This is a genomic window from Peribacillus sp. NPDC097295, from assembly GCF_044761665.1.
In the GTDB taxonomy this organism is placed as follows: Bacteria; Bacillota; Bacilli; order Bacillales; family DSM-1321; genus Peribacillus.
In genome coordinates this window covers 145,836-157,641 of sequence record NZ_JBIWCW010000007.1, presented here as the reverse complement: position 1 = coordinate 157,641, position 11,806 = coordinate 145,836, and the positions used below count along the sequence as shown (strand labels likewise).

At 37.3% G+C, this 11,806-nt stretch carries 15 protein-coding genes and 1 pseudogene; 6 read left to right on the top strand and 10 right to left on the bottom strand.

The annotated features are described in order from the left end of the window. Window positions 1–127 precede the first annotated feature (127 nt). Window positions 128–772: an FMN-dependent NADH-azoreductase gene (locus ACIQXN_RS14270; protein WP_402967577.1), complete on the bottom strand. Its 645-nt coding sequence runs from the start codon at window positions 770–772 to the stop codon at window positions 128–130. A 261-nt stretch (window positions 773–1,033) separates the two neighbouring features. Continuing rightward, window positions 1,034–1,183 (bottom strand): hypothetical protein, encoded by a 150-nt coding sequence (locus tag ACIQXN_RS14265; protein WP_402967575.1) that lies wholly within the window; start codon window positions 1,181–1,183, stop codon window positions 1,034–1,036. Between the two features lie 123 nt (window positions 1,184–1,306). Between ACIQXN_RS14265 and ACIQXN_RS14260 the strand changes: the two genes are divergently transcribed. Further along, window positions 1,307–1,831, top strand: a complete 525-nt coding sequence (locus tag ACIQXN_RS14260; protein WP_402967572.1) for a GNAT family N-acetyltransferase — start codon at window positions 1,307–1,309, stop codon at window positions 1,829–1,831. A gap of 117 nt (window positions 1,832–1,948) precedes the next feature. On the opposite strand, the gene ACIQXN_RS14255 is transcribed toward ACIQXN_RS14260, so the two are convergent. The 3 genes from ACIQXN_RS14255 to ACIQXN_RS14245 all read right to left on the bottom strand — a co-directional run bounded on the left by ACIQXN_RS14255 (window position 1,949) and on the right by ACIQXN_RS14245 (window position 3,419). Next, window positions 1,949–2,779 (bottom strand): STAS domain-containing protein, encoded by an 831-nt coding sequence (locus tag ACIQXN_RS14255; protein ID WP_402967570.1) that lies wholly within the window; start codon window positions 2,777–2,779, stop codon window positions 1,949–1,951. 199 nt (window positions 2,780–2,978) lie between these two features. Beyond that, window positions 2,979–3,137 (bottom strand): hypothetical protein, encoded by a 159-nt coding sequence (locus ACIQXN_RS14250; protein ID WP_402967567.1) that lies wholly within the window; start codon window positions 3,135–3,137, stop codon window positions 2,979–2,981. 30 nt (window positions 3,138–3,167) lie between these two features. Then, window positions 3,168–3,419 (bottom strand): hypothetical protein, encoded by a 252-nt coding sequence (locus tag ACIQXN_RS14245; protein ID WP_402967564.1) that lies wholly within the window; start codon window positions 3,417–3,419, stop codon window positions 3,168–3,170. A gap of 527 nt (window positions 3,420–3,946) precedes the next feature. Between ACIQXN_RS14245 and ACIQXN_RS14240 the strand changes: the two genes are divergently transcribed. Both ACIQXN_RS14240 and ACIQXN_RS14235 read left to right on the top strand, forming a co-directional pair. Further along, window positions 3,947–4,684 (top strand): hypothetical protein, encoded by a 738-nt coding sequence (locus tag ACIQXN_RS14240; protein WP_402967562.1) that lies wholly within the window; start codon window positions 3,947–3,949, stop codon window positions 4,682–4,684. A gap of 18 nt (window positions 4,685–4,702) precedes the next feature. Continuing rightward, window positions 4,703–5,230, top strand: a complete 528-nt coding sequence (locus ACIQXN_RS14235) for a hypothetical protein (RefSeq protein WP_402967559.1) — start codon at window positions 4,703–4,705, stop codon at window positions 5,228–5,230. 639 nt (window positions 5,231–5,869) lie between these two features. Here ACIQXN_RS14235 and ACIQXN_RS14230 read toward each other — a convergent pair. After that, window positions 5,870–6,193 (bottom strand): antibiotic biosynthesis monooxygenase, encoded by a 324-nt coding sequence (locus ACIQXN_RS14230; protein WP_402967556.1) that lies wholly within the window; start codon window positions 6,191–6,193, stop codon window positions 5,870–5,872. 227 nt (window positions 6,194–6,420) lie between these two features. Between ACIQXN_RS14230 and ACIQXN_RS14225 the strand changes: the two genes are divergently transcribed. The 3 genes and pseudogenes from ACIQXN_RS14225 to ACIQXN_RS14215 all read left to right on the top strand — a co-directional run bounded on the left by ACIQXN_RS14225 (window position 6,421) and on the right by ACIQXN_RS14215 (window position 8,220). Next, entirely contained in the window at window positions 6,421–6,618 is a 198-nt protein-coding gene (locus ACIQXN_RS14225; protein WP_402967554.1) for a hypothetical protein, read from the top strand. 96 nt (window positions 6,619–6,714) lie between these two features. Beyond that, window positions 6,715–7,794: pseudogene (locus ACIQXN_RS14220) on the top strand (CotH kinase family protein); the annotation flags it as partial. Window positions 7,795–7,860: 66 nt separating this feature from the next. Beyond that, a complete protein-coding gene (locus ACIQXN_RS14215) occupies window positions 7,861–8,220 on the top strand; it encodes an SET domain-containing protein (protein ID WP_402967616.1) in 360 nt (119 codons plus the stop codon). Between the two features lie 32 nt (window positions 8,221–8,252). Here ACIQXN_RS14215 and ACIQXN_RS14210 read toward each other — a convergent pair whose 3' ends face one another. The 4 genes from ACIQXN_RS14210 to ACIQXN_RS14195 all read right to left on the bottom strand — a co-directional run bounded on the left by ACIQXN_RS14210 (window position 8,253) and on the right by ACIQXN_RS14195 (window position 11,739). After that, a complete protein-coding gene (locus ACIQXN_RS14210; protein ID WP_402967551.1) occupies window positions 8,253–8,429 on the bottom strand; it encodes a hypothetical protein in 177 nt (58 codons plus the stop codon). Between the two features lie 58 nt (window positions 8,430–8,487). Beyond that, the gene (locus tag ACIQXN_RS14205; RefSeq protein ID WP_402967548.1) at window positions 8,488–9,444 is read right to left on the bottom strand and encodes an ABC transporter permease; all 957 of its coding nucleotides are present in this window, start codon (window positions 9,442–9,444) and stop codon (window positions 8,488–8,490) included. Further along, entirely contained in the window at window positions 9,441–10,373 is a 933-nt protein-coding gene (locus ACIQXN_RS14200) for an ABC transporter ATP-binding protein (protein WP_402967545.1), read from the bottom strand. The genes ACIQXN_RS14205 and ACIQXN_RS14200 overlap by 4 nt, the downstream gene beginning before the upstream one ends. A gap of 556 nt (window positions 10,374–10,929) precedes the next feature. Beyond that, complete coding sequence (locus tag ACIQXN_RS14195; protein ID WP_402967542.1) at window positions 10,930–11,739, bottom strand: alpha/beta fold hydrolase; 810 nt, start codon at window positions 11,737–11,739, stop codon at window positions 10,930–10,932. Window positions 11,740–11,806: the final 67 nt, after the last annotated feature.

Genomic DNA, 11,806 nt, shown 5'->3' with positions numbered 1-11,806 from the left:
CTTGAACAAGTTTGAATTTAAATTCCGTATTATATTTCACCAAAAAAAACACCCCAAAAGTTAGTTTTTAACTCTAACTTTTGGGGTGCAGCACCTGATTCAAAACTCAAATGCCTCTTTTTCTAGATTATGCTTTAGGAGCTAATTCTACTAAACGTTGTGCAGAAGCTTTTACTTCTTCTAGACCTGCAGAGATAATTTCTTGCGCTTTATCAGGCATTGCATTGTGACCTTCGATAATGACTTCGTCGATGATTTTCATGCCAAAGATGCCGCCAAATACGTTACGCATATAATTTACAGCCATCTCCATAGGAGCCGCTTCCGGTGTTGAATAAACTCCGCCGCGGGCGCTTAGGAAAATTGCTTTCTTGTCTGTCATTAATTGAACCATGTTTCCTTCTGCATCATATTTGAACGCGAATCCTGCCGCAAAGACATAATCGATGAACGTATGCAATTTAGCTGGGATCGTTAAGTTCCATAATGGGAAGGCGAATACCACTACATCTGCAGCAGTGATTGCGTCCATTGCTTTTTGTTTGGCAGCCAATAGGCGTGATTCAACGTCAGTTAATTCTCCGCCAGTTTGCACTTTACCAAAAGCGTTGAATAGCTCTTGTCCGAAATATGGCGTATCTTCTTCAAACACATCATACGTTGTTACATTTACGTCTTTGCCTTCTAATGAAGCCATAAATGTTTCGTACATTTTGCTTGAGATTCCTTCTGTTGCTGGACGGTTGTTAGCTTTCACTACTAATACATTCATTTATCCATTCTCCTCAATTATCCTATGTTTAGTTATATCGAAATAATATATCTCTATATCGAGATAATTACATCTTGGACGATTCACCGTGTTATGTCAATAATAAGTGATTCATTCATTATATTTTTCACTTTAATATAATAATAATCACATAATAAATATACCATTTCTGTAAATTTTCAAGTTGTGGCAATCGTATCGATTGCCCCTTTAATTGAATGTTAAAAACCGCTCTGCCTGTAAGGCAAAGCGGTTCTTGTTCTAATCTTGACTCGGACCAGGGTTGCTTCTTTTGCGTCTTGCCGCAGAATATTCTTTACCGTGTGCTTCATGTTCGGCAATGATGGCTTCTTCTGGAATATGGTTATTCTTTTTTGGTGAACTGATGCGATTGCGGTGTTTTTTACCCATGTAATTCCCCCCTTTTAGAAAAAGGATAAGCATAGTTTGTCCTTAGAGCAGGAAAACATGTACATGGCAGGAATCCTCCATTCAATGCCGAATAGATATAAAAATGGTTGGAGGATGATACATATGTTTCCGGTACTCGAGACAGACAGGCTAATCTTAAGGGAAATTATCGAAAGTGATACCGAAGAAATCTTCCGTTGCTTTTCAAATGATGAGCTTACACGGTTTTATGGACAGGATTCATTCGAAAGTTTAGAACAGGCGAGAGGCATCATCGAAACCTTCGCACAGAATTATAAGGAAAAACGGGCCATTCGCTGGGGAATAGAAAGAAAGGAGTCACCTGGACTAATTGGAACGATTGGCTTTCATGCTTATATGCCCAAAAATAAAAGAGCGGAAATCGGCTATGAGATCCACCCGGAGCACTGGCATAAAGGGTATATGACGGAGGCTTTGAATAAGATAAAGGCATTCGGTTTCGATGATCTCGGCCTAACGAGAATCGGCGCGGTGGTGTTTGTTGAAAATGAACCATCTAGCGCGTTATTAAAAAAAGCCGGCTTTGCCGAGGAGGGAATCCTTAGAAAATATATGTATCAAAATGGAATCCCGCATGATACCTATATGTATTCACTAATCAAGTGATAGAAGGTAAAGAGTAAAAGAAGAGGCTGCCCCACTATTGCTTGGGCAGTCTGTTTTTTGTACTATTCTATAGGGAAATCAAAAATGAAGTCATCCTGGATGACTTCATTGTAGCAATTAAAAGGTTAGATAATCTTGTAGGGCCTGTTGCAGCGTTCCTTTCGTTTCTGCTTTATTCTCAAAACAAACCCCAGCTCTGACCATTTTCGTGACGATTTCAGGTCGTAGGCCGGTAATGACCGCTTTACAGCCCATCATGGCCGTCCCATCTAGAATATTCATTAACTTTCTAAGGACCGAAATCTCCATATCGATGATTCCCGATAAATCCAAGATCAAGGTTTGAATCCGCAGTCTACCTATTTCAATCAATACTTTTTCCTCGATAATATACATGCGTGAATCATCCATCTCCCCAATTAAAGGCAGGATGCAAATGGTCGGGGTAATCGGAATGATGGGAACGGACAAATTCTCCACCAAGTTTTGTTGTGATAGGATCAAGCGGTCCTTATAGTCCGAATAACTGATAAAGAAGGCTTTAAGGAATTGATCGACCTGCTCATTCACTTTCTTCTCTAAATCGAAAAACACTTTCACATCTTTACATGCTTCATGTATTTGCTCGTATTCATAAAGAAATGTCCACAGCGTCCTGCGAATTGCTTGAACCCATTCCAATTTGAATGAAAGTGTCAACGAGTGAGTTGCCCACGCTTCTCCCTCTTGTTCCGCAAAGGAAATGATGGCTTCTTCATTCTGTTCCACAATGAACTGAACCAGCTTATGCGCATTATTCAGAAGATCGACATTCCCTATCAGCAGAATTTCCTCAATCTTCTCCCTGACATTGACGGCCTCTTCCAAAATCCGATATTCAAACTCTTCTTTTTTATCTAGGAGAAACCCAATTATCTTGTCTTCTTCATTAGTGGAAAAACTCACCATGTTCACTCCTTTGTCACACTTCTGTACCTTTAAAGATTCTCTATAACAGGATAAATGTCCTGCTATATGCAAAGAATTAGGTCACTAAAAAGCACCGAATAAATGGTTAAATCAAAGGATGACGAAAAATTCATCTTTTTTGGCATTATATCGACATAAAAAGAAATAAGCATAACTTTTCAGCTATGCTTATCTTTCATTACTTATCAGGTATTTCTTTTTCTTCTTCATCATTACGGTAGATTTCCGAGATACCATTCATCCCGTTCAACAGCTGTTGTGTCGTATAGTCCGTCCCTCCGACTAAATTATCTTCCCGTTTTTGCTGCTCATCTTTTTTCAAATTTGATTGATCCATGTGATGATCACCTCCATGATATAGGTTGTCTTATCCTGGAAGGAGTATACATGGAACACTTATATTAAAAATATAGACATTATGACCTTTTCCACCTTTAGCTTTTGCCGTGTTTTCGATGGATAAGATGCCTAGCTCCTTCGCTTTTCTTAGCATTCGTTCAAAAGTGGACCGACTCACGCCATATCCGTTCAGTTTTTCATTGATTGCTTTTACTAGCGTTCCGATCTTGGCCTGGGCCACACCTACAAATTTGGGCGGAGAACCGAACCAGGCGCTCAAAATGCGACGAGTTCTCCTTTTACAAAATCTTGCTTATGTTCGGCTAGGAACATTTCGATTGTGGTATTAAATTCTTTTTGCTGCTAAACTTGCTGAACTCTTTGAAATTCTCGATTCTACCAGCGATCCACCTGGTATTTCCTCCTAAGAGGACAATGAAAAAGACACTGCTCCCGATAAAGATTAAGGGAAACAGCGTCTTTTTTATTGTGTCTAAACGTTTAGGTCTTTTTTACGTCCGTATTTTTCAGGGTTAATTATCCAACATTTGTTACCAAAAAACAAGTAAATTTGATAGTTTATAAGTCTTTTTACTATTCAATGTTTCTGATAATATACTCATATTGGTATTCTCTGAAATGTATTCATACCAATTCACTTATCAAGTCAAACGAAAAAAAATTTAATTTCAGCTGTATACTTCCCAGAAACATGGACCTTTAGTTATATTCCTATTTTATTAGTCTTATTGTTATATTATATATAATATTGTTGTTCAATAGAGCATTATTAGAGGAGGAAATATTATGAGAAGGTTCTTTTTTATATTTTTATCGTTTATTCTCTTGTTCTCGTTCATTCTACCAAGTTTTGCACAAGCAACTATACCGGTAGAAAAAAGTAAAGAACAGGTAGATTCTGAAGAAACCCAACTAGACTGGATAGATATTGAAGAAGCAAAAAATTGGTTGATTGAAGAAGAAGCACCTGAATTATTTCAACATCTTGAAGAAATAAATTGGGATGAATTGGAAGTAGATTTCATTGAAGAAGAAGTAGATTGGAATAGTATCCCTATAGAAATCAATGAAGAAATTTCTACTAGTGAGATTCAACCTCTATTTTGGGGAATTGTAGCAAGACTTGTATTAAGTGGAGGAAAACACGTAATTAAATGGGGCTCTAAAATTTTCAAAAAGGCTCCTACATCCAAAGTTACAAATGCTTTAGCTAAATTTACAACTGGAACGTTTAAAACAGGAAGTCACACTTTTAAATTAACTAAAACAGATATGAAACATATGCTAACCAGGCATCATCCTAAGTATTGGGATGGCACAGTAAAAGCTAGTCAAACTTTCTATAATCCAAATTTAAGCGTAAACGATGTAAAAAAAATCGCCTTGACTATAGCTAAACAAAACAGTTCAACTTTGTCTAAAAAAGGAACCAATGCAACATTCCAAGTAGAAGGAACAGTGAATGGTATTAAATATGTAATGGGAATCACAAAAGGACACATCAAACAATTATATCCGAAATAATATACGAGGAGACATGTAATGGAGATATTAACATTCAATGAGTTTATCATAAAAAAACCTGTAACGGACCTTCAGGATTTAGTCAACAACCCTGTTCAATATATTGTAAATATTGAAAAAGATTTTAATGAATTCATCTCTATTATCAACAACAATCGGGATAGATACATAGAAGATGGGATTCTTACCTTAGAAGGTGGTCTCTTCATTCAACAGCATTATCGGGAAATTTCAGGAGTGAAATATTTTGATGATCTTCCTACGTTGTGGTCATATATTTTAAATGTAGTGGAGGAATATCTAGAAATCGGAAATGGGAAATCTTATTTTCCTAGTCAGCCAATTAAAATTCAATTAAATCAGCTTCAAAAGAGAAAAGTAGAATTTTTAATCGATCACAATAGATTAGAAGTTGAACAAGATGTGTTCTTGAAAGTTATCTTAGATCGTGCTGAGTTCTTTTTTATTACACTTGTAAAAGAATTAAGTTTAAGTAAATATAAATATGAGATTGATCAAATCCAAAAACTAAAATCTATGATTTAAATAAGTAAAGCAAAAAAACCTTAATCTGCGCCCCCCTGTCCAAAAGGACGGGGGGCGTTGTCTAACTAGACAATACACGATTTTTGTTAGTTATTTCCTATTGGAGAGAATCATTTGTAACCGAGGTACATTTGGATATACTGTTAATTTGGAAAGTACGATAATTGTAATTATCATACATTCAAAACGTGATATCGATGAAGAACCTATAAATGTGGAATATTACTAGATTGATACTGAGACAAATGAAACTATTAAGTTGACTGAAGAAGACGAAACATTAGGATTAGTCTTAGACTAGGAAGTCTATAAAGAAGAAGAAAATCAATAACAAATAAAAAAACGACAGCAACTTTAACTATCGTTTATTTGTTTGTTTTCTTAAACATAAGATATAGGCCAATAATTAGAGGTATTAGAACAAATAGATATTATTTAGTAGAGTAAATCCTATCATTAGTAATCCGTAAACCTTATTCGATACCAATAGATATCACCTTCTTTAAAATATAACCGCATCATTAGTTGTGATGATTTCTGTAGCATCATTAGCTATTAAAAAAAATACTTCTTCACATAAACACTGGATATACTACATACCATTTCCTACAAGTCTAGATGGAAAGTAGCCCCACTCTTTTATGATTTCACTGGTGTCTTAATTGCTTTCACTTCGTATAAGCCGCCTTCTGAACTGACGACATAATCGGGCTTTGGCTTGCCAAGATTGGCTTTATGTCCAGCAATATGGGCATCGCTCTTCTCCCATTGCTTCCAGTGTGCCTCCGATTCCCAACGAATCATAATGACCACTTCCTCATCGCCACGGCGCACCTTCTTGACCAATACACTTAGGTCGACGAACCCTTCTTGCTTTTCGATCAAGCCTTCTCTACTGAATCTTTGGACCACTTGATCTGCATGACCTTCTGTAACCACTGTTTTCTTCATTTGGACAAACATCTCGCATATCCCCCATCTATTTCTTTCTCTATAATCCATTTAATCAATAACGATTCTCATTGTCAATAAAGTGGTTCTTTTAGATTTCCACGTTTTTGAAAGGAATTCTCTAATCCTCGACAACATTCCTTACTCATACTCATTTTTCGCCCGATTTCGCTAAATCACATTCAAGTTCGGACAACCCTGCATACTATACCATTAGCTTCATGAAAGGAGGGGTTTGAATGCCGAAAGGAAAAAAAGGGAAAAAGGGTAAACATTCTACTGGTAGTAGGTCAACTGGCCATAAGTCCACTGGCCATAAGTCCACTGGTCACAAGTCCACTGGTCACAAGTCCACTGGTTGCACGCACACTGGTGGGACGTATACTGGTGAAACTTTTACTGGATTTACAACAAGAAAGAGAAGAAATAGAAGATAAATAAATGTTTGATTGAAGTTTCAGCTTGTTTAGTAGTAGCCGATTGATCAAGCTGAAGCTTCTTTCTTAACAATAGTCTAAAAGGTAGGTAATTGTATGAGCTATCCTATTCCCTCTTATTTCTTGACGATTGAAGAAAAAGATTTGGATCATTTACGGAGAAATGTATGGAGTGACAACCCGATTCCCGCTTATTTAAAGGTTGATAATGATACCTATGATATTGATATGGCCTACAGAGGCTCTTATACGCGGAAATTCCGAAAAAGGTCGTATTGGGTTGAGTTTATCGAACCTGAAAGATTCTTCGGCACACAAAAAATCCATCTGAATGCTGAATACAGAGACCCCTCGTTCATACGCAATAAGCTTTCTCTAGATTTCTTCGAAGACCTTGGAGTGCTTTCACCACATAGTCAGCACATCAATTTAACACGCAATGATTCCTTAAAGGGCGTATATTTACAATTGGAATCCGTGGATGAATGTTTTTTAGAAAAAAGAGGTCTTCCTTCCGGTCCCATCTACTACGCTGTCGGTAATGACGCAAACTTTGCCCTGGAAAGAGACGGAAAACCAAAACAATCTCTTCTATCTGGTTATAAGCGCGTATATGGCATCGAGTCCGACGATGTTTTCCTGCATAATTTCATCCATCAAATCAATACGACCCCTCTATTAAAATTGCTTGATGTCGTTTCACAACATATTTCTCTCGATTCTTACGTGCGCTGGCTAGCCGCAGCCGTTTGTACGATGAATAATGACGGTTTCACGCATAACTATGCCTTATACCGCAATAGTAAAACCGGTTTATTCGAAATCATGCCTTGGGACTATGATGCAACATGGGGACGGAAAGTGAGCGGTGGAATCATGGAGCACACATACGTGCCCATCGAAGGAAAAAAGCAAAATCACCTGAACTCTCTACTTCTACAAATACCCGAATTCCGTAAACGCTATAAAGATACATTAGAAGAAATCTTGGAAACTACATTCACAATTGATTATATGGAAAATAAAGTACAAACCCTCCATCAAGGGTTACGCCCCCATGTCCTCCTTGATCCTTATAAGCAAAAGCAAATTGATGTATTCGATCAAGAACCTGAATTCATCTTCGAATTCATCCGCAAACGCAATGCTTATTTAAAAACACAACTAAAAACCTTAGATAACGAACCCAAGAAAAGCAATCAAGAGTCACTGAAAGGAGATTCCACAGTGTCACCCATTTGCATGAAAAACACAGGAAAATATGGACGCGGGATATATGCGACACGTGATATAAAAAAAGATGAACTGATCGAGGTATCCCCTGTGGTCGTTTCGCCTCATAAGGAATGGAAATACTTAAAGAAAACCTCTCTATTTGAACATTGCTTCTATTGGGGAGATGACGATACAGCGATTGCCCTAGGATATGGTTCCCTATTCAATCATTCCTACACGCCAAATGCCCGGTATGATAATAATGAAGATCGTTTGACCATCGAGTTTTATGCCCATGCTGATATATTGGCCGGAGAGGAAATCACCATCAATTATAATGGCGAGGTGGATGATACAGGATCCTTGTGGTTTGATGTGATTGAATAATTAGCAAAAACCGTTCAGATAAGCGAACGGTTTTACTTTTTTCCTGATGAAGAACGATCATGAACCTCTTCCTTTTCAGAAAACAAGAAAAATATCAACAATCCATTTATCAACCAAATCGTTACAATCGAGATGAATCCATCCGTAAAAAAGGTCAAAATGATGGCAATTCCAATCATGGTGATGGAAGACAAGATTTTCTGTAGCATTCGAGCACCTCAGGTTTCTAAAAAACCGAAACCCCAGAGGATTTCGGTTTTTTGTAGATTAGTTCGTGATATCCTTTTTTTGAAAGAAGAAGAAGGTTAGCGCTAAGAATAGCAGATAATAGACGATAAGCACTCCTATAGAGAAACCAAGGGATGCCCCTTCGAACATGTTCACCGTTTCAGAGATATATCCTCTTAAATCAAGATGTGGGAACAGGACAAACTTTAACCACTCATTTTTTTCTATAAATGACTGAATGATCGCAGTCAACGTAGAAGAAGCAAATAAAATGAAGATGGAAATCCCCACTGCAAGAGCTTGGCTTTTAAATAGCGTGCTTAACATGAAAGCGATGGATGTGATTACCAAGAATCCTGGAATCCAATAGACCATCATATTCACAACATATTCGCCAACTAAAACAGGAGCGAATCCAAGAGAAGTCGGATCCGTGATTTTATCTGAATAGGAACCACTTCCAAAGAATAAAAGACCGATTAGATAACTGAATACGAGTAGAATTACAAGTAATAATGCCGCAAATAATAGAGAAGTGATGTATTTGGAAAGCAGGATCTTCCAACGTTTATACGGCCTGATCAACAACTGCTTAATTGTTCCATCCGAAAACTCGGAAGACACCAAGGAACTACAAACAATGACGACAAATAAAGTAATGAATGAAGTAATGGATGTCGTCCATTCCGACATATACGTCCAGCTTGTTTGAAGGTCTGGGTTTATGTTTTCCTTGAGAAGTTGTTCGTTAACTTCCATTCGTTCCTTGAAGAATTCCTTGTCTTCTTCATCGAATTCCGTACTTTTCATTTGTTTTTCCTGCTCTTTTATATCTGCACGAACATCTTGCTTCCAGTCTGCATTTTCATCGACTGGATTTAGTTTATATTCAATAAACGCCGAACCGATTACCATTAAGAGAAGGAAACCAATAAACACATAGCTCGACTTTTTTTGAAAAATTTTCATCCATTCATTGCGTATCAAGGACATCATACCGTTTCCCTCATTCCTTGCTGTGTTATTTCAAAGAACTTATCTTCTAACGATTTTCTAGTAATCACGATTTCATATACGTCCAGATCATTCTTTATGAAACTACTATTTATACTGGCCGTCTGTCCACGTGTCGCAGGTACAGTAATGGAATCCGCACTATGCTTAATCACCTGAAGGCTAGGAAACCCTTCTAGCAGAATCGTTTTTGCCCGCTCCCCGTCGCTAACGGTAAATGTCACTGCATGAATATCCTCTTGTTTTTCCTCTGTTCTTTTTTCTTCCGTATGTATGAGTTTTCCCTTTTCAATGATGGCAAATGTATCACACATCAATTGCATTTCCGAGAGGAGATGAGATGAAATCAAAACGCCTACACCTTCACTTGCCAACAACTTCAAATGATCGCGGAATTCACGTATCCCTTGTGGATCCAAGCCATTGGTTGGTTCATCAAAGATCAATAAAGCTGGTTTATGTAAGATAGCCTGTGCCACACCAAGACGCTGACGCATGCCCAACGAATAGGTTTTCACTTTTTTATCAATCGCCTCTTCTAATTTTACAATTTTAATCACTTCTTCAATCCGCTCAGGGGAAATCTTATGTTTGGACATCTGCGCATAATGCATGATGTTTTTTCTACCAGTCATATATTTATAGAATTCTGGATTTTCGACAATCGCCCCAATTTGGGTCATGGCCCTTTCAAAATCTTTATCAAGGTCATGTCCATTAATCCTGACACTGCCGCCCGACCGATTAATCAACCCCGTAATCATCCGGATAATCGTCGTTTTCCCCGCCCCGTTTGGACCAAGCAAACCGAATATTTCATTGCTTCTAATCTCGAAGCTCACATCATCCACAATGACGCTTTTCCCAATTTTTTTCTTTAAGGATTGGACCTTAAGAATAGTTTCTGACATAATATACCTACCTTCCTCATGAGTTATAAAAAACGTAACATAATAACCAATTATTTACCAGTCATTTAGGAAATTGTTTCCAAATATACAAAAGGTCTCTATCAAAAAATGAATAGGTTAGGAGAAATAGAACGATAAATAAAAAGTTCAAACTACTTCGTAAAGAGAGGTGGTATCGGGAGAGGTACAGTCCCGTCATACATTTCAATCATTCCGTGAGGGCCTTTATTGATAAGGAGGATATACAGACATCATTGAAAGATCCAGAAGAGAACCTAAGGATTCGTAGCGAATTAGAGAAGATAGTCAAGGAAGAGAATCTGTAAAACTTTTCAGTGAGCAGAGAGTGTAAGGGAATCCAATGACTTGGAGTTCCCTTGTTCTATCGTGGTGCATCATTATCGCGGGATACTGAAATCAAGAGGATTCCGCAGTTGTATTGGATCTCGTTTTCTGTGTCGATCTATAAAAAGTTTATCATTAAAAAAACAATAAATTTATCATTAAAAAAACAATAAATTTATCATAGCTTCCTGCCACATTCTTTAATCGTTTTTTACCCTTCAAGTCTATCCAACCACTCGTTTAATAAGGAATTAAAAATGTGTGGTTGCTCTATCTGCAAGTTATGACCTGCTGTATCCAAAACTGCAAATGTCCCTCTAGGATATCTATGGATAAGATCCAGAGCATCCTTATATCCAACCGAAGAGTCCTGTCTACCTAACAGGAATACACTAGGTTTAATAAAATCGGACTGGTCAATTTTAAATGAAAACCCATAATTCTGCTTAACCTTATTTAGAAACTTTTCATCTCCTATTTTACAACCACTTAAAATCTCTTTGTTATACCTCATCCAAGTATATTCATTAAGGACAACGTTATTATTTTTAAAATCTTCTAATTCATCATCTGATAAGCTTTCTATAAATTTCTCATCTGCACTTAATATTTCATGCTTCTCGACTGTTCTGTTTTCGGGGAAAGGAGTAATAACAGGGCATACAAATGCAGCACCAAGTATTTGATCTTGATGTTTTTCAATTATGCCTCTAGCTATATAGCCACCATAGGATTCACCAGCAATGACGTATTCTTGATCAGGAATGACAGCTTGTATAAAATCTAAAACAGCATTCAACATTTCATCAGAACTGCTTATTTCGTTATATTCTTTTGTTCTTCCCATTCCAGGAAGGTCAATATAAATACGTCGCCAGCCCTTCCTCTTAGTAAATATAGGTTCCATACAACCACTCATTAATTGATGGTCAGGGGAATATCCATGTATCATTAAAATCGGTATACCTTCCCCAAAATCTTCATAATATAGTTCAGCCTGGCGGACTTTGCAATATGCCATAGTATTCCCTCTTTCTTTAAATTCCTTACTTCCATGTAAAAAGAAGCACTGTTCAGTTCGTGATATT

Excerpts from the sequence above, each read along its gene's own strand:
- ACIQXN_RS14270 (WP_402967577.1), bottom strand. The coding sequence starts at position 772 with ATGAATGTATTAGTAGTGAAAGCTAACAACCGTCCAGCAACAGAAGGA.
- ACIQXN_RS14265 (WP_402967575.1), bottom strand. The coding sequence starts at position 1,183 with ATGGGTAAAAAACACCGCAATCGCATCAGTTCACCAAAAAAGAATAAC.
- ACIQXN_RS14260 (WP_402967572.1), top strand. The coding sequence starts at position 1,307 with ATGTTTCCGGTACTCGAGACAGACAGGCTAATCTTAAGGGAAATTATC.
- ACIQXN_RS14255 (WP_402967570.1), bottom strand. The coding sequence starts at position 2,779 with ATGGTGAGTTTTTCCACTAATGAAGAAGACAAGATAATTGGGTTTCTC.
- ACIQXN_RS14250 (WP_402967567.1), bottom strand. The coding sequence starts at position 3,137 with ATGGATCAATCAAATTTGAAAAAAGATGAGCAGCAAAAACGGGAAGAT.
- ACIQXN_RS14240 (WP_402967562.1), top strand. The coding sequence starts at position 3,947 with ATGAGAAGGTTCTTTTTTATATTTTTATCGTTTATTCTCTTGTTCTCG.
- ACIQXN_RS14235 (WP_402967559.1), top strand. The coding sequence starts at position 4,703 with ATGGAGATATTAACATTCAATGAGTTTATCATAAAAAAACCTGTAACG.
- ACIQXN_RS14230 (WP_402967556.1), bottom strand. The coding sequence starts at position 6,193 with ATGTTTGTCCAAATGAAGAAAACAGTGGTTACAGAAGGTCATGCAGAT.
- ACIQXN_RS14225 (WP_402967554.1), top strand. The coding sequence starts at position 6,421 with ATGCCGAAAGGAAAAAAAGGGAAAAAGGGTAAACATTCTACTGGTAGT.
- ACIQXN_RS14215 (WP_402967616.1), top strand. The coding sequence starts at position 7,861 with ATGAAAAACACAGGAAAATATGGACGCGGGATATATGCGACACGTGAT.
- ACIQXN_RS14210 (WP_402967551.1), bottom strand. The coding sequence starts at position 8,429 with ATGCTACAGAAAATCTTGTCTTCCATCACCATGATTGGAATTGCCATC.
- ACIQXN_RS14205 (WP_402967548.1), bottom strand. The coding sequence starts at position 9,444 with ATGATGTCCTTGATACGCAATGAATGGATGAAAATTTTTCAAAAAAAG.
- ACIQXN_RS14200 (WP_402967545.1), bottom strand. The coding sequence starts at position 10,373 with ATGTCAGAAACTATTCTTAAGGTCCAATCCTTAAAGAAAAAAATTGGG.
- ACIQXN_RS14195 (WP_402967542.1), bottom strand. The coding sequence starts at position 11,739 with ATGGCATATTGCAAAGTCCGCCAGGCTGAACTATATTATGAAGATTTT.